This window comes from Streptomyces sp. LMG1-1-1.1, from assembly GCF_040815545.1.
GTDB lineage: Bacteria > Actinomycetota > Actinomycetes > Streptomycetales > Streptomycetaceae > Streptomyces.
The window spans coordinates 154,099-175,661 of sequence record NZ_JBFPNH010000014.1 but is presented as its reverse complement, the minus strand read 5'-3'; the positions used below and the strand labels follow the sequence as shown (position 1 = coordinate 175,661).

20 protein-coding genes are annotated in these 21,563 nt (G+C 72.1%); 13 read left to right on the top strand and 7 right to left on the bottom strand.

Annotation, left to right across the window (positions count from 1 at the left end):
- Positions 1 to 16 precede the first annotated feature (16 nt).
- Positions 17 to 1,078, bottom strand: coding sequence for a glycosyltransferase family 2 protein (locus MRBLMG1_RS06470; protein WP_367821608.1), 1,062 nt, complete (start codon positions 1,076 to 1,078; stop codon positions 17 to 19).
- Positions 1,079 to 1,297: 219 nt separating this feature from the next.
- On the opposite strand from MRBLMG1_RS06470, the gene MRBLMG1_RS06465 reads away from it, so the two are divergent.
- The 11 genes from MRBLMG1_RS06465 (at position 1,298) to MRBLMG1_RS06415 (ending at position 14,645) form a co-directional block, all read left to right on the top strand.
- Complete coding sequence (locus MRBLMG1_RS06465) at positions 1,298 to 2,587, top strand: DUF6716 putative glycosyltransferase (protein ID WP_367821606.1); 1,290 nt, start codon at positions 1,298 to 1,300, stop codon at positions 2,585 to 2,587.
- Positions 2,587 to 3,813: a cytidylyltransferase domain-containing protein gene (locus tag MRBLMG1_RS06460; protein ID WP_367821604.1), complete on the top strand. Its 1,227-nt coding sequence runs from the start codon at positions 2,587 to 2,589 to the stop codon at positions 3,811 to 3,813. Before MRBLMG1_RS06465 ends, MRBLMG1_RS06460 begins: the two co-directional genes overlap by 1 nt.
- Before the next feature lie 11 nt (positions 3,814 to 3,824).
- Positions 3,825 to 4,718: an N-acetylneuraminate synthase family protein gene (locus tag MRBLMG1_RS06455; RefSeq protein ID WP_367821602.1), complete on the top strand. Its 894-nt coding sequence runs from the start codon at positions 3,825 to 3,827 to the stop codon at positions 4,716 to 4,718.
- The gene (locus MRBLMG1_RS06450; RefSeq protein ID WP_367821601.1) at positions 4,715 to 5,899 is read left to right on the top strand and encodes a hypothetical protein; all 1,185 of its coding nucleotides are present in this window, start codon (positions 4,715 to 4,717) and stop codon (positions 5,897 to 5,899) included. The genes MRBLMG1_RS06455 and MRBLMG1_RS06450 overlap by 4 nt, the downstream gene beginning before the upstream one ends.
- Before the next feature lie 116 nt (positions 5,900 to 6,015).
- Positions 6,016 to 7,236: an amidohydrolase gene (locus MRBLMG1_RS06445; protein ID WP_367821599.1), complete on the top strand. Its 1,221-nt coding sequence runs from the start codon at positions 6,016 to 6,018 to the stop codon at positions 7,234 to 7,236.
- A 395-nt stretch (positions 7,237 to 7,631) separates the two neighbouring features.
- Positions 7,632 to 8,696, top strand: a complete 1,065-nt coding sequence (locus tag MRBLMG1_RS06440; RefSeq protein ID WP_367821597.1) for a BMP family lipoprotein — start codon at positions 7,632 to 7,634, stop codon at positions 8,694 to 8,696.
- A gap of 192 nt (positions 8,697 to 8,888) precedes the next feature.
- A complete protein-coding gene (locus MRBLMG1_RS06435) occupies positions 8,889 to 10,523 on the top strand; it encodes an ABC transporter ATP-binding protein (protein ID WP_414721500.1) in 1,635 nt (544 codons plus the stop codon).
- On the top strand, positions 10,520 to 11,635 hold the full coding sequence (locus MRBLMG1_RS06430; RefSeq protein ID WP_367821595.1) for an ABC transporter permease: 1,116 nt from the start codon (positions 10,520 to 10,522) through the stop codon (positions 11,633 to 11,635). Before MRBLMG1_RS06435 ends, MRBLMG1_RS06430 begins: the two co-directional genes overlap by 4 nt.
- Positions 11,632 to 12,894, top strand: coding sequence for an ABC transporter permease (locus MRBLMG1_RS06425; protein ID WP_367821593.1), 1,263 nt, complete (start codon positions 11,632 to 11,634; stop codon positions 12,892 to 12,894). Before MRBLMG1_RS06430 ends, MRBLMG1_RS06425 begins: the two co-directional genes overlap by 4 nt.
- Entirely contained in the window at positions 12,891 to 13,286 is a 396-nt protein-coding gene (locus MRBLMG1_RS06420) for a cytidine deaminase (RefSeq protein WP_367821591.1), read from the top strand. The genes MRBLMG1_RS06425 and MRBLMG1_RS06420 overlap by 4 nt, the downstream gene beginning before the upstream one ends.
- A gap of 81 nt (positions 13,287 to 13,367) precedes the next feature.
- Positions 13,368 to 14,645, top strand: a complete 1,278-nt coding sequence (locus tag MRBLMG1_RS06415) for a thymidine phosphorylase (RefSeq protein WP_367821589.1) — start codon at positions 13,368 to 13,370, stop codon at positions 14,643 to 14,645.
- A 31-nt stretch (positions 14,646 to 14,676) separates the two neighbouring features.
- Here MRBLMG1_RS06415 and MRBLMG1_RS06410 read toward each other — a convergent pair whose 3' ends face one another.
- The gene (locus tag MRBLMG1_RS06410; protein WP_367821587.1) at positions 14,677 to 15,333 is read right to left on the bottom strand and encodes an HAD family hydrolase; all 657 of its coding nucleotides are present in this window, start codon (positions 15,331 to 15,333) and stop codon (positions 14,677 to 14,679) included.
- A 71-nt stretch (positions 15,334 to 15,404) separates the two neighbouring features.
- On the opposite strand from MRBLMG1_RS06410, the gene MRBLMG1_RS06405 reads away from it, so the two are divergent.
- Positions 15,405 to 15,680: an STAS domain-containing protein gene (locus MRBLMG1_RS06405; protein ID WP_367821585.1), complete on the top strand. Its 276-nt coding sequence runs from the start codon at positions 15,405 to 15,407 to the stop codon at positions 15,678 to 15,680.
- Here the strand turns inward: MRBLMG1_RS06405 and MRBLMG1_RS06400 are convergent.
- The 3 genes from MRBLMG1_RS06400 to MRBLMG1_RS06390 all read right to left on the bottom strand — a co-directional run bounded on the left by MRBLMG1_RS06400 (position 15,677) and on the right by MRBLMG1_RS06390 (position 18,778).
- Positions 15,677 to 16,648, bottom strand: coding sequence for a sigma-70 family RNA polymerase sigma factor (locus MRBLMG1_RS06400; protein WP_367821583.1), 972 nt, complete (start codon positions 16,646 to 16,648; stop codon positions 15,677 to 15,679). The two genes, MRBLMG1_RS06405 and MRBLMG1_RS06400, sit on opposite strands and share 4 nt — an antisense overlap.
- A gap of 83 nt (positions 16,649 to 16,731) precedes the next feature.
- Positions 16,732 to 17,367, bottom strand: coding sequence for a L,D-transpeptidase family protein (locus MRBLMG1_RS06395; RefSeq protein WP_414721497.1), 636 nt, complete (start codon positions 17,365 to 17,367; stop codon positions 16,732 to 16,734).
- Between the two features lie 151 nt (positions 17,368 to 17,518).
- Entirely contained in the window at positions 17,519 to 18,778 is a 1,260-nt protein-coding gene (locus MRBLMG1_RS06390; protein ID WP_367821581.1) for an MFS transporter, read from the bottom strand.
- 62 nt (positions 18,779 to 18,840) lie between these two features.
- Here MRBLMG1_RS06390 and MRBLMG1_RS06385 point away from each other — a divergent pair, with 62 nt between their 5' ends.
- Positions 18,841 to 19,812 carry a LysR family transcriptional regulator gene (locus tag MRBLMG1_RS06385; RefSeq protein ID WP_367821579.1) on the top strand — a complete coding sequence of 324 codons (972 nt, stop codon included), beginning with the start codon at positions 18,841 to 18,843 and terminating at the stop codon, positions 19,810 to 19,812.
- A 49-nt stretch (positions 19,813 to 19,861) separates the two neighbouring features.
- Here MRBLMG1_RS06385 and MRBLMG1_RS06380 read toward each other — a convergent pair whose 3' ends face one another.
- Positions 19,862 to 20,638, bottom strand: a complete 777-nt coding sequence (locus tag MRBLMG1_RS06380) for an alpha/beta hydrolase (RefSeq protein WP_367821577.1) — start codon at positions 20,636 to 20,638, stop codon at positions 19,862 to 19,864.
- An 88-nt stretch (positions 20,639 to 20,726) separates the two neighbouring features.
- Entirely contained in the window at positions 20,727 to 21,500 is a 774-nt protein-coding gene (locus MRBLMG1_RS06375) for a GNAT family N-acetyltransferase (RefSeq protein ID WP_367821575.1), read from the bottom strand.
- Between the last annotated feature and the right edge of the window lie 63 nt (positions 21,501 to 21,563).

Here is a 21,563-nt window from a genome sequence, read left to right as displayed (position 1 = left end):
CGCGTCAGGGTGCCGCTCACACCGCCACCCCCGCCGAGGAAGCCGCACCGGCGCCGGAGGCCGCATCCGCGCCGGTGGCCGTGCCCGCGCCGGTGTCCGGTGTCGGGCCGGGTGGCGGGGCCGGGCGTCGGCGGCGCAGCCTGCGCAGGGTCGCGGCCCGGTCCGGGCCCATCGCCGGCAGGACCTCGTCGAGGACGTCCTGCGGCATCCGCCGCAGCGCGCCCGCGCTCATCGCCCTGAGCTGCCGTGCCACCTCCGGCTCGAACCGTTCGATCGACCCGATGTGATGGGAAATCACCGCACAATACGTGCGCACGGCTTTCGGAAGAAGCGCGTCGGCGTCCCGGTCCTTCGCCGTTTCCTCGATCACCTGGTCGAATGCGCGGATGAAATCCAATTGTCGTACATCACCGATCTGGGTGAGCGAGGTCGAAACACCCCGCCGGTAGAAAACTCCGAGTTCGCCGATCGCGGCGAACGATTCCGCCTCGCGGTGCAGCCGCCAGATCCACGGCCGGTCCTCGGCGGTCCGCAGCCCGTGCGTGAAGTGCAGCAGGCCCCGGTCGAGGAGCCGCCGGTGGTAGATCCCCGCCCAGGCGTACGGGTAGTCGACGGAGGTCGTCCGATGGGCCGGCAGGATCGCGTCCCGCGGGGACAGCACCTCGCCGCGCCGGGCGACCGGCGCCCGCCGCACCGCGCGGGTGCGGCCGGTGACGGAGACGTGGTCGGTGCGGAGGAAGTCGCACCCCAGTTCCTCGGCGGCGGCGACCAGCCGGTCGTAGTGGCCGGGGGCCAGCCAGTCGTCCCCGTCGAGGAAGGCGACGTACTCGCCCCGGGCCGCGTCGAGACCGGTGTTGCGGGCCGTGGCGAGGCCCTCGTTCCGCTCGTGCCGGAGCACGACGGCGCCCGGCAGCTCGCGCGCGGCCCGTTCGAGGAGCTCCGGGGTCCTGTCCGACGAGCAGTCGTCGACCAGCAGGAACTCGAAGTCCTCCCGCGCGTTGGCACGCAGGCTCGTCAGGGTGTCGGGGGCGTATGTCTGCACGTTGAAGAACGGCACGACGACGGAGAGCTTGACCACGCGGCCGACGTTAGGCGCCGACCCGGCATTCCCACCGACCGGCGGGCGGATGTCCGGTGAACACCGGGCGGCGGACGGATTAACCGCCTTTACCGACATCGGAATCCGGCTCCCCGATGACCGGAAACCGGGCCGCTTCAGAAGTCGGAGAGGCTCTGTTCACCCTTTGTTGCGGCCCAGTTGGGACGGAAAGCGGAATGCCCTTCTAGCGTCCTCGGCGTGCAAGGAAGCAACCGAGAAGCGGTACGGGTCGCCGTGCTCGCCGACTCCGACACCCGGTGGAAATGGGGCGCCCTCACCGCGCGCCGCATCACGACGGCGACAGCCGAACCCACCGGTTTCGTCCTGCGCGGACGGGCCACGCCCACCGCGCGCCAGCTCGCCGAGACCGGGGTGTCCAAGGACGCCCCGCGCGAGGTGACGGGCGCCGAGTTCCTGCGCGCGGTACGGGACGCGGAGAAGCGCGGCGAGGGATACGACCTCGTCGTCCTCTCCCTCGTCGGCGGCACCGTCCGGGCCGTCCTCCAGGGCTTGGCCGACCTGGCCCTCGAGCGGCGCCCGGTGATCGTCACCGGCTACGTCGGCGTCGTCTACGAGAAGCTGACCGACGGCCTCCTGCTGCGCCACGGCGCCGACGTCGTCCTCGCCAACTCCCGGCACGACGCGGAACGCTTCCGTACCGTCTACGCGGGCGTCGGAGCCTCGGCCGACCCGGTCGTCGAGGCCGCGCTGCCCTTCCTCGGCGGCGCCCCGTACGCCCCCGAGGCGGGCCGCGACACCCTGGTCTTCGCCGCCCAGCCGTCCGTCCCCGCCACCCGGGCCGAACGCACCTACGTCCTGCGGCGGTTGATCGACCACGCACGCCTCCACCCCGGTCGCGAGGTGCTCCTCAAGCTCCGCTCCAAGCCCGGCGAACACACCACGCACCTGGAGGAGTTCCCCTACCAGAAGCTGGTCCGCGCACTCGACCCGCCCGCCAACTTCCGCCTCGTCTACGGGCACATGGGCGAGGTCCTCGACCGCACCGACCTCCTGGTCACGGTCTCCTCCACGGCCGCACTCGAAGCCCTCCACCGGCGGATCCCCACCGCGATCCTCACCGACCTCGGGGTCCGCGAGGCGCTCGGCAACCACCACTTCGTCGGCTCCGGCCTGCTGACCTCCTTCGACCGGCTCGACAAGGGGCTCACCCCGGCCCCCGACGAAACCTGGCTCGCCCGGCAGGGCGTGGCCTCCGACACCCCGTACGAGCAGGCCTTCGACGCCGCCCGCGAGCGGGTCGCCGAACTCCTCGCCCTGCCCGCGCGGCCCCCGATCACCCCCTACTACACCGCGGAGTCGGCCCCCGGCTACCTGCCCGGGATCCTCGCCCGCCACCGCCTGGACGTCACCGCGCCGGAGCCCCGCGAGAGCGGACCGCGCCGGATCGTCCGGGAGGCCGCGCGGGGCGCGTACCGCCACGGCGTGCAGCGCATCGCCCCCGTCATCCGCCGCCTCGGAGAACTCTGATGCCCACGACACCCCCGCCGAACGCCCCCACCGTGCTCGCCGTCGTCCCCGCCCGGGGCGGCTCCAAGGGCGTCCCCGCCAAGAACCTCGCCACGGTGGCCGGAGTCCCCCTGGTGGCCCGCGCCGTCCGCGCCTGCCTCGGCGCCCACCCGGTCACCCACGTCGTGGTCTCCACCGACGACCCCGCCATCGCCGCGGCGGCCCGCACCGCCGGCGCCGAGGCCGTCCACCGCCCCGCCGAGATCGCCGGCGACACCGCCACCAGCGAGGCGGCCGTCCTGCACGCCATGGACGCCTTCGAGGCCACCCACGGCCGACCGGCCGACGTCGTCCTCCTCGTCCAGTGCACCAGCCCCTTCCTCACCTCCGCCGAAGTCGCCGAGACCGCCCGGCGGATCACCTCGGGCGCCGCCGACACCGCGTTCACGGCCGCCCCCTCGCACGGCTTCCTCTGGCGTGACCCCCGGGACGGCGCGACCGGGGCCACCGGCGTCAACCACGACAAGGCGCACCGCCCCCGCCGCCAGGACCGGGAGCCCGAGTACCTGGAGACCGGCGCCGTCTACGCCATGGACGCCACCGGCTTCCGTACCCACCGGCACCGCTTCTTCGGCCGCACCGCGCTCGTCGTCACCGACCCCGCCCGGGTCCTGGAGATCGACGACCCCCACGACCTCGCCCGCGCCAAGGCCCTCGCGCCGCTCCTCGACGAACCCGCCACCCCGGGCTTCGCCGACGTCGACGCCGTCGTCCTCGACTTCGACGGCACCCAGACCGACGACCGGGTCCACCTCGACGCCGAGGGCCGCGAGTTCGTCTCCGCCCACCGCGGCGACGGCCTCGGCATCGCCGCCCTGCGCCGCGCGGGACTCCCCGTCCTCATCCTCTCCACCGAACAGAACGCCGTCGTCGCCGCCCGCGCCCGCAAGCTCAGGATCCCCGTCCTGCACGGCATCGACCGCAAGGACCGGGCCCTCAAGGAGTGGTGCGACGCCGAGGGCATCGACCCCCAGCGCGTCCTCTACGCCGGCAACGACGTCAACGACCTGCCCTGCTTCCGCCTCGTCGGCTGGCCCGTCGCCGTGAGCAGTGCCCACGACTCCGTACGGGCCGCGGCCCGCGCGGTCACCGTCACCCCCGGCGGCTCCGGAGCGATCCGCGAGATCGCCGCGTGGCTCCTCGGACCCGAGCTCGACACCCCCGCACGCACCACCACCGACTCGTAAGGAACGGCACCATGAACACCCGACTGCGCACCTTCGGCGAGAAGACCGCCGGCCCCGGCCACTCCGTCTACGTCACCGGCGAGATCGGCATCAACCACAACGGCGAGCTCGACAACGCCCTCGCGCTGATCGACGTCGCCGCCGACGCCGGCTGCGACGCCGTCAAGTTCCAGAAGCGCACCCCGGAGATCTGCACCCCGCGCGACCAGTGGGACATCGAGCGGGACACCCCCTGGGGCCGCATGACGTACATCGACTACCGCCACCGCGTGGAGTTCGGCGAGGACGAGTACCGCGCCATCGACGAGCACTGCCGCAAGCGGGGCATCGACTGGTTCGCCTCCCCGTGGGACACCGAGGCCGTCGCCTTCCTGGAGAAGTTCGACGTCCCCGCCCACAAGGTCGCCTCCGCGTCCCTCACCGACGACGAGCTGCTCCGCGCCCTGCGCGCCACCGGCCGCACGGTCATCCTCTCCACCGGCATGTCCACCCCGAAGCAGATCCGCCACGCCGTCGAGGTCCTCGGCTCGGACAACATCCTGCTCTGCCACGCCACCTCGACCTACCCGGCCAAGGCCGAGGAGCTCAACCTCCGCGTCATCCAGACGCTCCAGGAGGAGTACCCGAACGTCCCGATCGGCTACTCCGGCCACGAGACCGGCCTCCAGACCACCCTCGCCGCCGTCGCCCTCGGCGCCACCTTCGTCGAGCGCCACATCACCCTCGACCGCGCCATGTGGGGCTCCGACCAGGCCGCCTCCGTCGAGCCGCAGGGCCTCCAGCGCCTCGTCCGCGACATCCGCACCATCGAGACGGCCCTCGGCGACGGCGTCAAGAAAGTCTACGAGTCCGAGCTCGGCCCCATGAAGAAGCTCCGCCGGGTCCAGGGGCTCGTCGCCGCATGACCGGGCAGCTGGCGTTCGTCGAGAGCCCGGTCCAGCTCCTCAACGTCCTGGAATGGACGCACGCGCAGAAGGCCGTGGCGGGCACCCGTCCGGCCGAGCCGGAACGGACGGGCGCCACGGACGGCGCCCCTGCCGGGCCCGGCCTCCCGGTCCCCGCGGAGCCCGGTGCCCCGTCGACCGGTGGCCTCGCGGACGCCACCGCACCCCTCACGGTCGTCGTGCTCTCGCCGACCGACCCCATGTCGCGTGGCCAGCTGCGCCGGATGGCGCAGCTGGCCCGTGACGAGGGGCTCACCGTCCGCTGGCAGGAGGCACGCGGCGGCCGCGGGGCGCTCGTGCGCACCCTGCGGGAGCTCTCCGGGCCGCTGCGCTCGGCGGAGCGGGTGATCATCGGCGACCCGTTCTCGCGGTACGTCCAGCTGCTCCTGTCCCTGTTCGCCCCCCGCCACCTGACGGTGGTCGACGACGGCACCGCCACCATGGAGTTCGCCGCCCAGCTCGGCCGCGGCGAGCGCCTGGTGCGCTGGCACCGCAAGGGGAACCTGGGCCCGCGCGAGCTGGTGCTCGCCCCGGTGACCTCGCTGGCCCGCCGCCGGCTCGCCCCGGCCCGGGGCCGTACGGTCGAGATCTTCACCTCGCTGCCCGTCGAGGCCCCGGACACCCTCACGGTCACGGAGAACTCGTTCGCCTGGACCCGGTCCCGCTTCGGGCCGCCGCTGCTCACCCGCGGCGCCGACCTGGTGGGCACCTCGCTGGTCGAGACGGGTGTGGTCGACGCCGACCACTACGCCCGGGTCGTGGGCGAGCTGGCCGGCACCCACGGCGCTACCCGCTACTTTGCGCACCGCAGGGAGAGCGCCGAGAAGCTGCACCGGATCGCCGTCGAGACGGGTCTCCAGGTGGTCCGCCCCGACCTGCCCCTGGAGCTGATCGCCCGGCGCGGACCCATCGGGCGCACGGTCGTCAGCTTCCCGTCCACGGTCGTGCACACCCTGCCGCTGGCCCTCGCCGGTACGGGGGTGAGGGTCGCCGTGTGCGAGATCGCGCCCGAGTGGCTGCGGGCGAGCGCCTCGCCGCGCGCCCAGGGCTTCCTGTCCGTCGTGACGGGCACGGCCGCCCACGAGGTCGACCGGCTGACGGCCCGCGCGGTGTCCTCCACCGACCGGCTCGAATTCGGCTGAGCGTACCCACATGGAAGGGCCTTCATGCCGGGCAAACCGAGATTCTTTCCCCTAACGGGCTGAACTTTTCGTGATCAACGGGCAGTTGACCTCCTCGCGGCCTTACCCTTCAAAGGGTGAACCAGTTGAAGTCCCGTGAGCCAGGCTCCGTCACCCTGCCCGGAACGCTGTCCGAAGCCCTGCGCGCCGAACTGATCGACTTCCGCAGGGACTTGCACATGCACCCCGAGCTCGGGAACCAGGAGTTCCGTACGACCGCCGCGCTCAAGGCCCGTCTGGAGGCGGCCGGTCTCGCGCCGAAGGTCCTCCCGGCCGGCACGGGGCTCGTCTGCGACATCGGCACCCGGCACCGCGGCCGACTCATGCTGGCGATCCGCGCCGACCTCGACGCGCTGCCCATCCCCGACGTCAAGACCGTCGCCTACCGCTCCACCGTGGCCAACCGCGCCCACGCCTGCGGGCACGACGTCCACACCACCACCGTCCTCGGCGCCGGCCTGGTCCTCGCCGAGCTCGACCGGCAGGGCCTCCTGCCCCACGCCGTGCGGCTGATCTTCCAACCCGCCGAGGAAGTCCTCCCCGGCGGCGCCGCCGACGCCGTGGAAGCGGGCGTCCTGGACGGCGTCGGCCGGATCATCGCCGTCCACTGCGACCCCCGGGTGGACGCCGGGAAGATCGGGCTCCGGGTGGGCGCCATCACCTCCGCCTGCGACCGCCTCGAAGTCACCCTCGACGGCCCCGGCGGCCACACCGCCCGCCCGCACCTCACCACCGACCTCGTCACCGCCGCCGCCCGCGTCGCCACCGACGTGCCCGCCGTGCTGGCCCGCCGCGTCGACGCCCGTTCCGGGCTCTCGGTCACCTGGGGCCGCATCGAGGCCGGCCACGCCCCCAACGTCATCCCGCAGCACGCCGAGCTCTCCGGCACCGTCCGCTGCCTCGACCTGCCCACCTGGCGCGACGCGCCCGACCTGGTGCACGCGGCGATCGACGAGGTCGCGACCCTGCACCGCGCCAAGTCGACCGTCACCTACGTGCGGGGCGTCCCCCCGGTCGTCAACGACGCCGCCGTCACCGAACTCCTCCACGACGCCATGGCCGCCCGCCGCGGACCGCACGCGATCGAGGACACCGAGCAGAGCCTCGGCGGCGAGGACTTCTCCTGGTACCTGGAGCACGTCCCCGGCGCCATGGCCCGGCTCGGCGTCCGCACCCCCGGCGACCCCCGGGTCCGCGACCTGCACGCCGGCGACTTCGACGTCGACGAGCTGTGCATCGACGCCGGCGTGGAGCTCTTCACGGCCGCAGCCCTCCTCGACGGCGCGTCGCAGGCCTGACCCGACCCGGACACGACGTGACCGGCGACCCGGACTCGGCCCGGCCGCCAACTCGGCCACGGCCCGGCCGGAGTCGCGTTCCGGCGGTGATCATCGCCACGCCCCCGCGGTGATCAACGCCACGCCGAAGGCGTTGAAATCCGGCCGGACGGCGCACTCGGCCGTCCGGCCCACCGCCCGGCGTGTCGGCCCCACGGGGTCTCCCCAACGCGTTCACCGGGCGGTATAACCGGCGGTACCGGGCCGAACGCCCCCGGTCGCCTCGGCTGGCCGGTTCGCGACGATCCGATAACGACTCATGAACGGGTCTTTAACTGACATCTACGCGCGTTACGATCGCCGCGAAACCAGCGCCGGAAGAGGCGCTTTCGGTCAGTCTTGAAGGGACCCTCCTCTTGCGCCGGATCACCAGGATCACGACCGTGGGCATCGCCTCCGCGGCGCTCGCGCTGTCCGTCACCGCGTGTGGCAAGTCGTCGACCGACTCGGGCAGCAGCTCCAGCTCCAGCTCGGACTCGAAGGCCGTCAAGGCCGCCATCGCGTACGACATCGGCGGCCGTGGCGACCAGTCGTTCAACGACGCCGCCTACGCCGGCCTGAAGAAGGCCGAGGACGAGCTCGGCGTCAAGGGCGCCGAGGCCGAGCCGTCGCAGGGCGAGAGCGACGCCGACAAGGTCGCGCGCCTCACCTCGCTGGCCCGCGCCGGCAACAACCCGGTCATCGGTGTCGGCTTCGCCTACGCCCCGGCCATCGAGAAGGTCGCCAAGGCCTACCCGAAGACCACCTTCGGCCTCATCGACGACACGTCGAAGACCGGCCCGAACATCGCCAACCTCGTCTTCAACGAGGAGCAGGGCTCCTACCTGGCCGGCGTCGCCGCCGCCAAGGCGTCCAAGTCCGGCACGGTCGGCTTCATCGGCGGTGTCGAGGTTCCGCTGATCAAGAAGTTCGAGGCGGGCTTCGCGCAGGGCGTCAAGGACACCAACCCCAAGGCGAAGGTGCTCGTCCAGTACCTGACCCAGCCGCCGAACTTCGACGGCTTCTCGAAGCCCGACCTCGGCAAGGCCGCCGCGCAGGGCCAGCTCGACAAGGGCGCCGACGTGATCTACGCCGCCGCCGGTCTCGCCGGCTCCGGCGCCATCGAGGCCACCGCCACCGCGGGCAAGTGGGCCATCGGCGTCGACTCCGACCAGTACAACCAGGCGGGTCTGGCCTCCTACAAGGAGCACATCCTGACCTCGGTCACCAAGGACGTCTCCGACTCCGTCTTCAACGTCATCAAGTCGGTCAAGGACGGCAAGCCGCAGTCCGGTGAGATCCGCTACGGTCTCGCGACGGATGGCGTCGGCCTCGCCGACTCCAACCCGGAGTACAAGAAGATGACGGACCTCATCGCCGCGGTGGACAAGGCGAAGAAGGAAATCATCGACGGCAAGATCACGGTCAAGACCGCTCCGTAAGGACCGCGATCACGACCTGAGCCCGCGGGCCCGGCCCCAGTGGCACTCCCACTGGAGCCGGGCCCCGGCCCCATTCCCGTACGGGTTTTCATTTTTCGGCAGCGCTACGCGTGTAGATGTCTCCCTGGCACGATAACTTCGCCCCGCCCTGCCCTCCCCGCTCCCACTCCTTCCGGCCAAGGAGAGTGCGTCATCAACGCGTCCAGCCCCCCCGCCGTAGAACTGCACGGCATCACCAAGCGATTCCCTGGCGTCGTCGCCAACAAGGACATCGCCATCACGGTCCGCAAGGGCACCGTGCACGCCCTCATCGGCGAGAACGGTGCCGGCAAGTCGACCCTCATGAAGATCCTCTACGGCATGCAGAAACCGGACGAGGGCACCATCGCCGTCGACGGCGAGCAGGTCACCTTCTCCAGCCCCGGTGACGCCATCGCGCGCGGCATCGGCATGGTGCACCAGCACTTCATGCTCGCCGACAACCTCACCGTCCTGGAGAACGTCGTCCTCGGCGGCGAGAACCTCCACGGCATCGGTGCCAAGGCCCGGAAGAAGATCAAGGAGATCTCCGACGCGTACGGCCTCGGGGTCCGCCCCGACGCCCTCGTCGAGGACCTCGGCGTCGCCGACCGCCAGCGCGTCGAGATCCTCAAGGTCCTCTACCGCGGCGCCAGGATCCTCATCCTCGACGAGCCGACCGCCGTGCTCGTCCCGCAGGAGGTCGACGCGCTCTTCGACAACCTGCGCGAGCTCAAGTCCGAGGGCCTGACGGTCATCTTCATCTCGCACAAGCTGGGCGAGGTCCTGAAGGTCGCCGACGACATCACCGTCATCCGCCGGGGCACCACGGTCGGCACCGCCGACCCGAAGACCGCCACCACCAAGCAGCTCGCCGAGCTGATGGTCGGCAGCGAGCTGCCCTCGCCGGAGACGCGCGAGTCGACGGTCACCGACGTCCCGATGCTCCAGGTCGCGAACCTGAGCCTGGTCGAGAGCGGCGCCGCCGGCGCCCCCCTGACCACGGCGGCCCCGGCCGACCCGTCGTCCGCGATCACCGTGCACGAGGAGGTCGCCACCGGGCGCAAGCTCCTCGACGACATCTCGCTCACCATCCACAAGGGCGAGATCCTCGGCATCGCCGGTGTCGAGGGCAACGGCCAGACCGAGCTCATCGACGCGCTCATGGGCATGGCGACCCCCGACTCGGGCGTCATCACGCTCGACGGCGAGGACATCTCCAAGGTCTCCGTGCGCAAGCGCCGCGAGGGCGGCATCGGCTACATCCCCGAGGACCGCCACCGCCACGGCCTGCTCCTCGAAGCCCCGCTCTGGGAGAACCGCATCCTCGGCCACGTCACCGAGGCGCCCAACTCCAAGCGCGGCATCCTCGACCCGAAGGCCGCCCGCAAGGACACCGAGCGGATCGTGCGCGAGTACGACGTCCGCACGCCCGGCATCGACGTCACCGCGGCCTCCCTCTCCGGCGGCAACCAGCAGAAGCTGATCGTCGGCCGCGAGATGAGCCACAACCCGAAGTTCCTGATCGCCGCCCACCCCACCCGGGGTGTGGACGTCGGCGCGCAGGCGCAGATCTGGGACGCGATCCGCGACGCCCGCCGCGCGGGCCTCGCGGTGCTGCTGATCTCCGCCGACCTCGACGAGCTGATCGGCCTCTCCGACACCCTCCGTGTCATGTACCGCGGCAAGCTGGTCGCCGACGCCGACCCCGCCACCATCACGCCCGAGCAGCTGGGCTCCGCCATGACCGGCGCGGCCACCGGCAACCTCGACGCCGACGAGCAGTCCGAAGACGGTGACGCCCGATGATGAAGATCGACAAGGAAAAGCTGCTCATCGGGGCCGCCGGCCCCGTGCTCGCGCTGGTCACGTCCTTCGTGCTCACCGTCCTGGTGCTGCTCGCGACGGGCCTCGACCCGATCGAACCGATCCGCCTGATGATCGAGAACGCCGAGTTCTCCGACACGCAGGTGCTGATCGTCAACCAGACCGGGATCTACTACCTGGCCGCCCTGGCCGTGGCGGTCGGCTTCCGGATGAACCTCTTCAACATCGGCGTCGACGGCCAGTACCGCCTCGCCGCGATGGTCTCGGCGCTGGTCGGTGCCGCCATCGAGCTGCCCGGCCCGCTGCACATCCTGGTCATCGTGATCGTCGCCATGACGACCGGTGCCCTCTGGGCCGGCATCGCGGGCATCCTGAAGACCACCCGGGGCGTCTCCGAGGTCGTCTCCACGATCATGCTGAACGCCATCACCACCTCCCTGGTGGCCTGGCTGATCCTGCCGAAGAACTTCGGCGTCCAGCCCGCCGGCTCCAACGACCTCACCACCGGTCAGATCTCGGAGTCCGGCTGGTTCCCCGGCATCGACATGGGCGAGGGCGGCCAGATCTACGGCTTCACCTTCGTCGCGCTCGCGCTCGGCGTCGTCTACTGGTTCGTCCTCAACCGCACCCGCTTCGGCTTCGACCTGCGCGCCACCGGCGAGAGCGAGTCCGCGGCCCAGGCCAGCGGTGTCGACGCCAAGAAGATGATCCTCACCGCGATGCTGATCTCGGGTGGGCTCGCGGGCCTGTCGGGCATGCCGATCCTGCTCGGCGAGTCGCACACGTACAGCCTCGCCTTCCCGGTCGGCGTCGGCTTCACCGCCATCACCGTCGCCCTGCTCGGCCGCAACCACCCGGTCGGCATCCTCTTCTCGGCCCTCCTCTTCGCGTTCCTCGACAAGGCGTCCTCGAACCTCGACGTCGCGGGTTACCCGAAGGAGATCACGCAGATCATGCAGGGCATCATCGTGATCGCCGTGGTCGTCTCCTACGAGCTCGTCCGCCGTTACGGCATCCGCCGCCAGCAGCAGAAGGTCGGCGAGGAGCTCGCCGCCGGCGGCGCCATCAAGACCGACAAGGAGGTCTCGGCATGAGCACCGGCACTGTCGCCAAGCCGAGCGCCGCGCCCAAGCGCACCGGGCGCCGCAAGCTGACCTGGCCGTGGATCCTGCTGATCGTCGCGGCCGGCCTCGTCCTCTTCTCCCTCGTCCGGGTCGTCTCCGGGGCCGACGACCTCACCTCCGTCGGCCAGGTCTCCGGCGCGCTCCAGCTCGCCGTGCCGATCGGCATGGCCGGTCTCGGCGGCCTGTGGTCCGAGCGCGCGGGCGTCGTCAACATCGGCCTCGAAGGCATGATGGTCCTCGGCACCTGGTTCGGCGCCTGGGCCGGCTACCAGTGGGGCCCGTGGACGGGTGTCGTCGTCGGCATCCTCGGCGGCGCGCTCGGCGGTCTGCTGCACGCGATCATCACCGTCACGTTCAACGTGAACCACATCGTCTCCGGTGTTGCGGTCAACATCCTGGCGGTCGGCTTCACCCAGTACCTGTCGAACTTCACCTTCGACAAGGCCGAGGGCGGCTCCTCCAAGCAGTCCCCGCGCATCGACCCGATCACGGACATCACCATCCCGGGACTCTCGGACTGGCTGATGGACCTCCAGCAGAAGCACTGGTTCCTGATCTCGGACATCGCCGGCATCCTCGGCGGCCTGGTCACCAACCTGTCCCTGCTCACCGTGATCGCCATCCTGCTGATCCCGGGCACCTGGTGGGTGCTGTGGCGCACGGCCTTCGGCCTGCGCCTGCGCTCCTGCGGTGAGAACCCGGTCGCGGCCGAGTCCCTCGGCGTCAACGTGTACAAGTACAAGTACATCGCCGTGGCCGTCTCCGGCGGCCTCGCCGGCCTCGGCGGCGCCTTCCTCGCGATCGTCTCCACCGGCATCTACCAGGAGGGCCAGACCGGCGGCCGCGGCTACATCGGTCTCGCCGCGATGATCTTCGGCAACTGGATGCCCGGCGGCATGGCGCTCGGCGCGGGCCTCTTCGGCTTCACCGACAGCCTCAAGCTGCGCGGCGGCGCCGAGAACGTCCACGCGCTGCTGCTGCTCGTCGCGCTGCTCCTGGTGATCGCCGCCCTCTGGCAGCTGTACAAGAAGAAGTACGTGGTCGCGGCCGTCTCCGCCGCCTTCTCCGCCGCGTTCTTCCTCTGGTACTTCCTCACCGACGAGGTCCCGAGCCAGTTCGTCGACGCCGCCCCGTACGTCACCACCCTGCTCGTGCTCGCCCTCTCGGCGCAGCGCCTGCGGATGCCCAAGGCGGACGGCCTGCCGTACCGGAAGGGCCAGGGCAAGTGACGACGACGCCCGACTGGGACCTGCTCCGGGAGACCGCCCGCGAGGCGATGTCCCACGCGTACGCCCCGTACTCGGGCTACCCGGTCGGCGCGGCGGCCCTCACGGACGACGGGCGGGTGATCTCCGGCTGCAACGTGGAGAACGCCTCCTTCGGGCTCGGCCTCTGCGCCGAGTGCGGGCTCGTCTCCCAGCTCCAGGCGACCGGCGGCGGCCGGCTGACCCACTTCGTCTGCGTGGACGGCCGGGGCGAGTCCCTGGTCCCGTGCGGCCGCTGCCGCCAGCTCCTGTACGAGTTCGGCGGCCCCGAGCTCGTCCTGGAGACGCCGCAGGGTTTCCGGACCCTCGACGAGATGCTCCCGCAGGCCTTCGGCCCGGGCCACCTCACCAAGTAGCACTTCGGAGCGACCCTTCCGGCACGATGGGAAGGGTCGCTCCCCCCTTTCCCCTCTATGCGCGTAGAAAGAGGCACCACCATGGACGTCATCTCCGTCATCCGCACGAAGCGGGACAAGGGCGAGCTGAGCCCGGAGCAGATCGACTGGGTCATCGACGCCTACACCCGCGGCGTGGTCGCCGACGAGCAGATGTCGGCCCTGGCCATGGCCATCCTGCTCAACGGCATGAACCGCACGGAGATCGCCCGCTGGACCGCCGCGATGATCGCCAGCGGCGAGCGCATGAACTTCGACGCGCTCTCCCGCCCGACCGCCGACAAGCACTCCACCGGCGGCGTCGGCGACAAGATCACCCTGCCGCTCGCCCCGCTCGTCGCCGCCTGCGGCGCGGCCGTGCCGCAGCTCTCCGGCCGCGGCCTCGGCCACACCGGCGGCACCCTCGACAAGCTGGAGTCCATCCCCGGCTGGCGCGCCCTGCTCTCCAACGAGGAGATGCTGCACGTCCTCGACACCACCGGCGCGGTCATCTGCGCGGCCGGCGACGGCCTCGCCCCCGCGGACAAGAAGCTGTACGCGCTCCGCGACGTCACCGGCACCGTCGAGGCCATCCCGCTGATCGCCTCCTCGATCATGTCCAAGAAGATCGCCGAGGGCACCGGTTCGCTCGTCCTCGACGTCAAGGTCGGCACCGGCGCGTTCATGAAGAACATCGAGGACGCCCGCGAGCTCGCCTCCACCATGGTCGCGCTCGGCACCGACAGCGGCGTGAAGACCGTCGCCCTCCTCACCGACATGGCGACCCCCCTCGGCCTCACCGCGGGCAACGCCCTGGAGGTCCGCGAGTCGGTCGAGGTCCTCGCCGGCGGCGGCCCCTCCGACGTCGTCGAGCTGACGATCGCGCTCGCCCGCGAGATGCTCGACGCGGCCGGCATCAAGGACGCCGACCCCGCCAAGGCCCTCGCCGACGGCTCCGCGATGGACGTCTGGCGCCGGATGATCTCCGCCCAGGGCGGCGACCCGGACGCCACCCTCCCGGTCGCCCGCGAGCAGCACGTCGTCACCGCCCCGTCGACCGGCGTCCTCACCCGCCTGGACGCCTACGACATCGGCATCGCCGCCTGGCGCCTCGGCGCCGGCCGCGCCCGCAAGGAGGACCCGGTGCAGGCGGGCGCGGGCGTCGAGCTGCACGCCAAGCCCGGCGACACAGTGACCGCGGGCCAGCCGCTGCTCACCCTCCACACGGACACGCCGGAGAAGTTCGACTACGCCCTGGGCTCCCTGGAGGGCGCCTGGGACATCGCCGCCCCCGGCACCCCCTTCACGGCGAACCCGATCGTCCTGGACCGCATCGCCTGACCCCGCTCCGCGACGGGAGCCGGTGCGTCCGCTACACCGGCTCCCGCAGCAGCGCCGGCAGCTCCCTCATGTCGTCGAAGACGACCGTGCGCGGGCCCATGAGGCGGTCGGCGCGGGTCAGCCCGCCGCAGTAGCCGAAGGCGCGCATACCGGCGGCCCGGGCGGCCTGGACGCCGTAGGGGCTGTCCTCGACGACGGCGCAGCGCTCGGGCGGGACGCCCATGGTGGCGGCCGCGTGCAGGAAGAGGTCCGGTGCGGGCTTGCCCTGGGCGACGTCCCTGGCGCTGAACATCCGGCCCTCGAAGCGGGCGAGCAGCCCGGTCCGGCCGAGGTTCCTGCGGATGCCGGCGTGGCTGCCGTTGGAGGCGAGGCAGTACGGGACGTCCAGGGCGTCCAGGACGTCCGTGACGCCCTCCACCGCCGTCAGCTCCGCGTCCAGCGCGTCGTCGTACCGCGGCTTGAACGGGGTGTGCCAGCCGGGCTCCAGCGGGCGGCCCCTGCGCTCCGCCACGATCGCGGTGAGCATCTCGTGGGAGGACCCGACGAAGTGCTCGATCACCTCCGTCTCGGTGAACTCCGCCCCCAGGGAGGCGAACACCTCCCGGTCCACGCGGCAGTAGATCCGCTCGCTGTCCACCAGGACACCGTCACAGTCGAAGATCACCAGTTCGACAGGCTCGTGAGTCATGATCGAGAGCCTAGGCGGTCACGAGAGCCGCACCCGCGATGATTTCCGCGTCCCCGGACGGTCGTACGGGCATGGAGACCAGTCGTCCGCTCGTCGTGACCCTGCCCGCCCGTCCCAGCAGGGACGAGGTGGCCGTCCTCTGCGGCGAGCTCGGCGCGGCCCCGCCCGGTGAGGTCGTCTGCGAGGTCGGCGCCCTCACGCACCCCGACCTCGCCGCCGTCGACGCCCTCGCCCGCCTGAAACTCGCCGCGGGCCGCCGCGGCCACCGCATCCGCTTCCACGGAGCAGGACCCGAGCTACGGGCCCTGCTCCTCCTGACGGGCCTCGACGGAACCCTGGGCGGCTAGCCGTCCAGCCGCGCCGGCAGGTCGAACAGCGGGAACCAGCGCTCGGTGTCCAGGAAGAAGTCCATGCCGCCGACCTTGCCGTCGCGCAGCTCCAGGACGATCAGCGCCCACGGGCTGTAGCCGCCCGCCGGATCCGGGTGGTACTGGGCGAAGGCGGGGGAGCCGTTCGCCACGGTCGGGACCAGCTTCGAGCCGGAGCAGACCTCGCCGACGCCCAGCATCCAGCCGACGATGTCGTCGTGGCCCCGGAGCCACAGGTCGTACGGCGGCATGGACATGGTCGCGTCCTCGTGGAGGAGCGCGGTGAGCGCCTTCATGTCGTAGCCCTCGAAGGCGGCGACGTACCGCTCCAGGAGCGCCTTCTGCTCCTCGTCCAGCGGGTTCGCCGCGTCGGAGGCGGCGGGCGCCTGCTCGGCCAGGGTCGCGCGGGCCCGCTGGAGGGCGCTGTTGACCGAGGCGACGGAGGTGTCGAGGAGTTCGGCGACCTCGCTCGCCTTCCAGGCGAGCACCTCGCGGAGGATGAGCACCGCGCGCTGCTTCGGCGGCAGGTGCTGGAGCGCGGCGACGAACGCGAGCCGCACGGTCTCCCGGTGCACGGCGGTCTCCGCCGGGTCGGCGACCGAGGGGAGCACCCGCCCGTCCGGGACCGGCTCCAGCCAGGTGATCTCCGGCTGCTTGACGAGCTGCGCCTGCGCCACCGGCGTCGGGGAGGTGAGGTCCATCGGCCGCGCCCGCTTGTTGCCCGCGTTCAGCGCGTCCAGGCAGACGTTGGTCGCGATCCGGTACAGCCAGGACCGCAGCGAGGAGCGGCCCTCGAAGGAGTCGATGGCCTTCCAGGCCCGGACCATCGTGTCCTGCACCGCGTCCTCCGCCTCGAAGGAGGATCCGAGCATCCGGTAGCAGTAACCGGTCAGCTCCCTGCGGTACTTGTCGAGTTCGTCGGTCGTCGCGACCGCGGTATCGCTCATCGGGTCCACACCCCACTCACCCCTCACCGGCCCCGTTCGGGGCCGGTGAGAGGGAAGCTACCGCAGCGGACTGACAGCCGGGGTCAGGTTCCCGGCTTGCGGCCGTAGACGAAGACGTCGTCGCCCTTCCTGAGAAGGTTCCAGTACGCCTTCGCGTCGGCCGGGCGCATGTTGACGCAGCCGCCCGAACCCGGCGGGTTCCACATGGACTTGGTGGTCGAGTGGAAGGCCTGGCCGCCGTCGAAGAACTGCGAGTACGGCATGGAGACGTGGTACAGCGTCGACCAGTGGTTGATGTTCCGCCAGTAGATCTTCTTGGAGCCGGTACGGGTCTCGGCGCCGTCCCGTCCGGTGCGCACCGGCACCGGGCCGTACTTCAGCCGCGCCCCGTCCTGGATCCAGCTCAGCTGGCGCGTCAGGTCGACGCAGGCGATCCGGCCCCGGTTCGTCGGGCAGGCGCCCGAGCGGTTGGGGTTGGTGCCCGCGGCCTTCTGCTGGAGCATCGTGTTCATCGTGCGCCAGGTCAGCGGGCCCGCGTACCCCATGGTCGGGGTGATGCCGTGCTTGCGCTGGAAGGCCTGGATGGCGAGACAGTCGCCGAGCGACTGGCGGCCGTCGACCGTCCGCCCGAGGAACTTCTCCACCTGCTTCTGGTACGGCCCCGTCGTCACGTTGCAGGACGCCGCCTGCGCCGGGGCCGCACCGAGCGCGATCGTCATCGGCACCACGAGAGCCGTGAGGCCGACGGTGATTCCCGCTCTCTTCCCTATCCGATGCATGATCCGGTTCATGATCGTCAACTCCCCCTTGAGTCCTGTGGGTTAGGACGCGCGGCAGAGTCTGTCAGTTGCAGGGACGCGGGGGGAGGGGTCAGGACGCGGCGAGCTGGAGCCGTCGCGCCTGCGTACGGGCGCTGAGGCTGCCGTACAGCGTCACCGAGACGACGCCGAGGACCGCGACCAGACCGATCAGCACGGTGCCCGCCCAGCCGCCCGCGTGGAAGGCGACGGCGCCGAGCGTGCCGCCCGCGCTGCTGCCGAGGTAGTACGCGGACTGGTAGAGCGCCGAGGCCTGCGCGCGGCCCGTCTTCGCCGTGCGGCTCACCGAGGAGGAGGCGACCGCGTGGCCGGCGAAGAAGCCGGCCGTGATCAGAACCAGGCCCGCCAGGACCGCCGCGAGGGAGTCGGCCAGCGACAGCAGCAGACCCGCGGCGGTGGTGGTGACCGCCAGGTAGAGCGCCCCGCGCCGGCCGAGCCGCCCGACCAGCTCGCCGGCGGCGGCGGAGGAGACCGTACCGACCAGGTAGACCAGGAAGATCGAGCCGATCACGCCCTGCGGCAGCGAGAACGGGGCCTCGACGAGCCGGTAGCCGATCACCGTGTACACCGCGCCGAAGACCGTCATGAACAGGGCGCCGATCACGTACAGGCGCACGAGCAGCGGGTCGGACAGGTGCCCGCGGACGGTGCTCGCCAGCGCCTTCGGGTTCAGCGTGCCCGGGGTGAAGTGCCGCGCCTTCGGGAGCAGGGCCCGGAAGACGAGCGCGCACAGCAGCGAGGTCAGGCCGACGGCGGCCAGACCCGCCCGCCAGCCCCACATCTGGGCGACCCAGCCGGTCACCAGGCGGCCGCTCATGCCGCCGATCGAGTTGCCCGCCACGAACAGGCCGATCGCGGCGACCAGCGCCTTCGGCCGCACCTCCTCGGCCAGGTACGCCATCGCGGAGGCCGGGAGCCCGGCGAGCGCCGCGCCCTGGAGCGCACGGAGCGCGATCAGGGACTCCAGGTTCGGGGCGAGTGGCACCAGGAGCGCGACGGCGACCGCGACCGCCAGGGAGGCGGTCATCATCGCCCGCCGGCCGAACCGCTCGGAGAGGGCGCTGAGCGGGAGCACGCACAGGGCGAGGGCGCCGGTGGCGGCGGAGACCGTCCAGGAGGCGGCGGACGCGGTGGCGCCGAACTCGGCCGAGATGGCCGGGAGGAGGGCCTGCGTGGAGTAGAGGAGGGCGAAGGTGGCCAGTCCCGCGGCGAAGAGCGCGAGGCTCAGCCGGCGGTAGCCGGGGGCGCCGGGGGAGAGGCGGGTGTCGGCGGACGCGCTGGTGGCGGCCGCCTTGGTACTGGCGGGAGGCATGTCACGAACGTAGGACGCCCCGCTTCATGCGTCCAATGCACGGAACTGCTGTAATCGTTCCCATGGCGCATGAGTACAGGTCACAGCCTCGCCTGTCACCGAACAGTAACGAAGAAGACATGGGACTGCTGCTCGCACCCCGGCTCGCCTACTTCGCCGCCGTCGCCCGCCACGAGCACGTGACCCGCGCGGCGGCCGAGATGGGCGTGCCGCAGTCGACGCTCTCGCGAGCCATGGTCCGGCTCGAACAGGACCTCGGCGTCTCCCTCTTCGCCCGCCGCGGCCGCACGGTCTCGCTCACCCCGGCCGGCCGCCGCTTCCTCACCGCCGCCGAACGGGCCCTCGCCGAGGTGGAGCGGGCCGCCGACACCGTACGCGCCGACGCCGACCCCACCGGCGGACGCGTCGCCTTCGGCTTCCTGCACACCATGGGCTCCGAGACCGTCCCCGGCCTCATCCGCGCCTTCCGCGTCGACCACCCCGGGATCCGCTTCACCCTCGTCCAGAACTACGGCGAGGCGATGATCGAACGGCTCCGGGCCGGCGACCTCGACCTCTGCCTCACGTCCCCCGTGCCGGACGCCCCCGACCTGGTCGCCCGGCGCCTCGACGAACAGCGGCTCCGGCTCGTCGTCCCCGACGACCACCGCCTCGCGGGCCGCCGCCGCGTCCGCCTCGCCGAGGCCGCGGACGAGACGTTCGTGACCCTGGAGCCGGGATACGGGCTCCGCCGCATCACCGACGACCTGTGCGCGGAGGCCGGCTTCAAGCCCCGGATCGCCTTCGAGGGCGAGGAGGCCGAGACCCTCCGCGGCCTGGTCGCCGCGGGCCTCGGCGTCGCCCTGCTGCCCCCGCCCGCCGTGCCCCGCCCCGGCGTCGTCGAACTGACCGTCACGGCCCCGCGCGCGGTCCGCGAGATCGGCGTCGCCTGGCTCGACGGCCACCCCGACACCGCACCGGTGGCCGCCTTCAAGAAGTTCCTCATCGGCCGCCGCGGCCACCTGCTCCCGAAGGAACCGTCACCGCCGGCGTGAACCGTCCTCGCGATGCCTCACCGCCGGCGTGAACCGCCTCCCTGGTGCCTCACCGACGGCGTGCGTCGCCGAAGCCCGCCGCCAGGGGCATCCGAAGGCCCAGCGGCGGGGGCGCCGCCATCGCGTCCGTCACCGGGCGGGCGAAGGGCCGGGTGAAGAGGGTGCCGAGGAGGAAGTCGGCGGCGAGGTTGCGGACCTCGCCCGCGTACTGGTGCAGCGCGTGGCCGTCCGAGTGGACCTCGAAGCGGCAGGTGTCGCGGTTGGCCTTCTTCGCCCGCTCGGCGAAACGGAACGACAGCTCCGGGTCCGTCCTGGCGTCGTTCGTGCCGTGCACGACCAGCACCCGGCGCCCCACCAGCTGCCGCACCGGCTCGGGTTCCGCGGCCACGTCGTCCTCCGGCAGCCACGGGGCCAGCGCGAGGACCGCGCCGACCGCGTCATGCCCGCCCGCGCGCAGCGCCGCGCGCCCCCCGAGGCCGTGCCCGACGAGGCCGACCGGGACGTCCCCGTAGCGCCGTACCGCCTCCGCGACCGCCCAGGACGCGTCCGCCGCGAGCTCCGCGTCGGCACCGTTCCAGCCGCGCCCCCGGTAGCGCACCACGTGCGCGACGAGCCCCTCCGCCCGGCCCGCCCGCACCAGCCCCCGCCCGAGCGGCAGCATCGCCGCGTGCGCCCGCGCCGAGGCGCGCCGTCTCGACACCGGCACACCGTCCGGCAGGAGCAGCACCACGCCGCCCACCGCCGCCGACGTCCGGGAACCTCCAACAGGCCGCCCGAGCCGGGGTCTCCGGGTCTCGGGCGGTCCCACGAGTGCGTAGTGCGCCATGGCAGAACAGTCTCAGAAGCGGAGGTGTACACCAGTGGTACGCGCGGTCTCTGTTACGTATCGCCGACGGGCCGAACGGCCTTTGCCCCTATACCCGTTCGAAACGGGTCAGGGTTCCGGCGACCTCGAAGCCCTTCCGTCCGTACCAGCGGTGCGGCCAGTCGTCCGGGCGCGCGGTCAGGAACCGGGTCGTGCAGCCGGCGTCGGCGGCCATGCGCAGCGCCGTGTCCAGGACGGCGCCCGCGTGCCCCTGCCCGAGGTGCGCCTGCGCCGTGACCAGGTCCTCGACCTGCGCCACCCCGGACGCCGGGTCCAGATACAGATCGGCCCAGGCGGCGACCTCGCCGTCGTCGGCGTACGAGGCGAGGAACCGTACGACGTCGGCGCCGCGCGTCCGTACCCTCCGGCGCTCCACCAGGTCGTGCAGCTGCCCCTCGGTGACGTGCGGCGCCAACCGGCGCCAGCTCGCCGCCGTCGGGCCGAGCAGGGCTTCGACCGCCACCGGCCGCGCCCCGCCGTCGGCCGGGACCGATCCGGTGTGCCGCATCAGATAGGTCGCCGACGAGCTGAACCCGGCCCGCGAGAGCGGCTCCAGACATGCCGTCGCGACCTTCTCGTCGAGGACGAACACCGCGCGGTGCGACAGGTGCCCCATGGTCTCGTCGGCGAACCCGGGCAGGGCCTCGGGGTCCGGGCTCCCGTCCACCAGGACGTGGTTGTTCCCACGCGAGCGCGCGTACGCGTCGTCGAGCGCGGCGAACCCGCCGGGGAAGTCGACCGTGCGGGCCGCCTGCCGGCGGGTGAAGGCGGACAGGAAGCCGTGGATGCGGGCAAGTTCGGAAGCGGGCGCCGGGGACGTCATCCCGGCAGGCTAAGCGGCCGGGTACCCGCGTCGCACGCGCGATGCGCTCGGCCCCGCCCGGAA

Bases quoted from the DNA above. Each gene is read 5' to 3' on its own strand.
- MRBLMG1_RS06450 (WP_367821601.1), top strand. From the start codon at position 4,715: ATGACCGGGCAGCTGGCGTTCGTCGAGAGCCCGGTCCAGCTCCTCAAC.
- MRBLMG1_RS06400 (WP_367821583.1), bottom strand. From the start codon at position 16,648: ATGAGCGATACCGCGGTCGCGACGACCGACGAACTCGACAAGTACCGC.
- MRBLMG1_RS06390 (WP_367821581.1), bottom strand. From the start codon at position 18,778: ATGCCTCCCGCCAGTACCAAGGCGGCCGCCACCAGCGCGTCCGCCGAC.
- MRBLMG1_RS06385 (WP_367821579.1), top strand. From the start codon at position 18,841: ATGGCGCATGAGTACAGGTCACAGCCTCGCCTGTCACCGAACAGTAAC.
- MRBLMG1_RS06410 (WP_367821587.1), bottom strand. From the start codon at position 15,333: ATGACTCACGAGCCTGTCGAACTGGTGATCTTCGACTGTGACGGTGTC.
- MRBLMG1_RS06415 (WP_367821589.1), top strand. From the start codon at position 13,368: ATGGACGTCATCTCCGTCATCCGCACGAAGCGGGACAAGGGCGAGCTG.
- MRBLMG1_RS06375 (WP_367821575.1), bottom strand. From the start codon at position 21,500: ATGACGTCCCCGGCGCCCGCTTCCGAACTTGCCCGCATCCACGGCTTC.
- MRBLMG1_RS06455 (WP_367821602.1), top strand. From the start codon at position 3,825: ATGAACACCCGACTGCGCACCTTCGGCGAGAAGACCGCCGGCCCCGGC.
- MRBLMG1_RS06430 (WP_367821595.1), top strand. From the start codon at position 10,520: ATGATGAAGATCGACAAGGAAAAGCTGCTCATCGGGGCCGCCGGCCCC.
- MRBLMG1_RS06425 (WP_367821593.1), top strand. From the start codon at position 11,632: ATGAGCACCGGCACTGTCGCCAAGCCGAGCGCCGCGCCCAAGCGCACC.
- MRBLMG1_RS06380 (WP_367821577.1), bottom strand. From the start codon at position 20,638: ATGGCGCACTACGCACTCGTGGGACCGCCCGAGACCCGGAGACCCCGG.
- MRBLMG1_RS06395 (WP_414721497.1), bottom strand. From the start codon at position 17,367: ATGACGATCGCGCTCGGTGCGGCCCCGGCGCAGGCGGCGTCCTGCAAC.
- MRBLMG1_RS06460 (WP_367821604.1), top strand. From the start codon at position 2,587: ATGCCCACGACACCCCCGCCGAACGCCCCCACCGTGCTCGCCGTCGTC.
- MRBLMG1_RS06405 (WP_367821585.1), top strand. From the start codon at position 15,405: ATGGAGACCAGTCGTCCGCTCGTCGTGACCCTGCCCGCCCGTCCCAGC.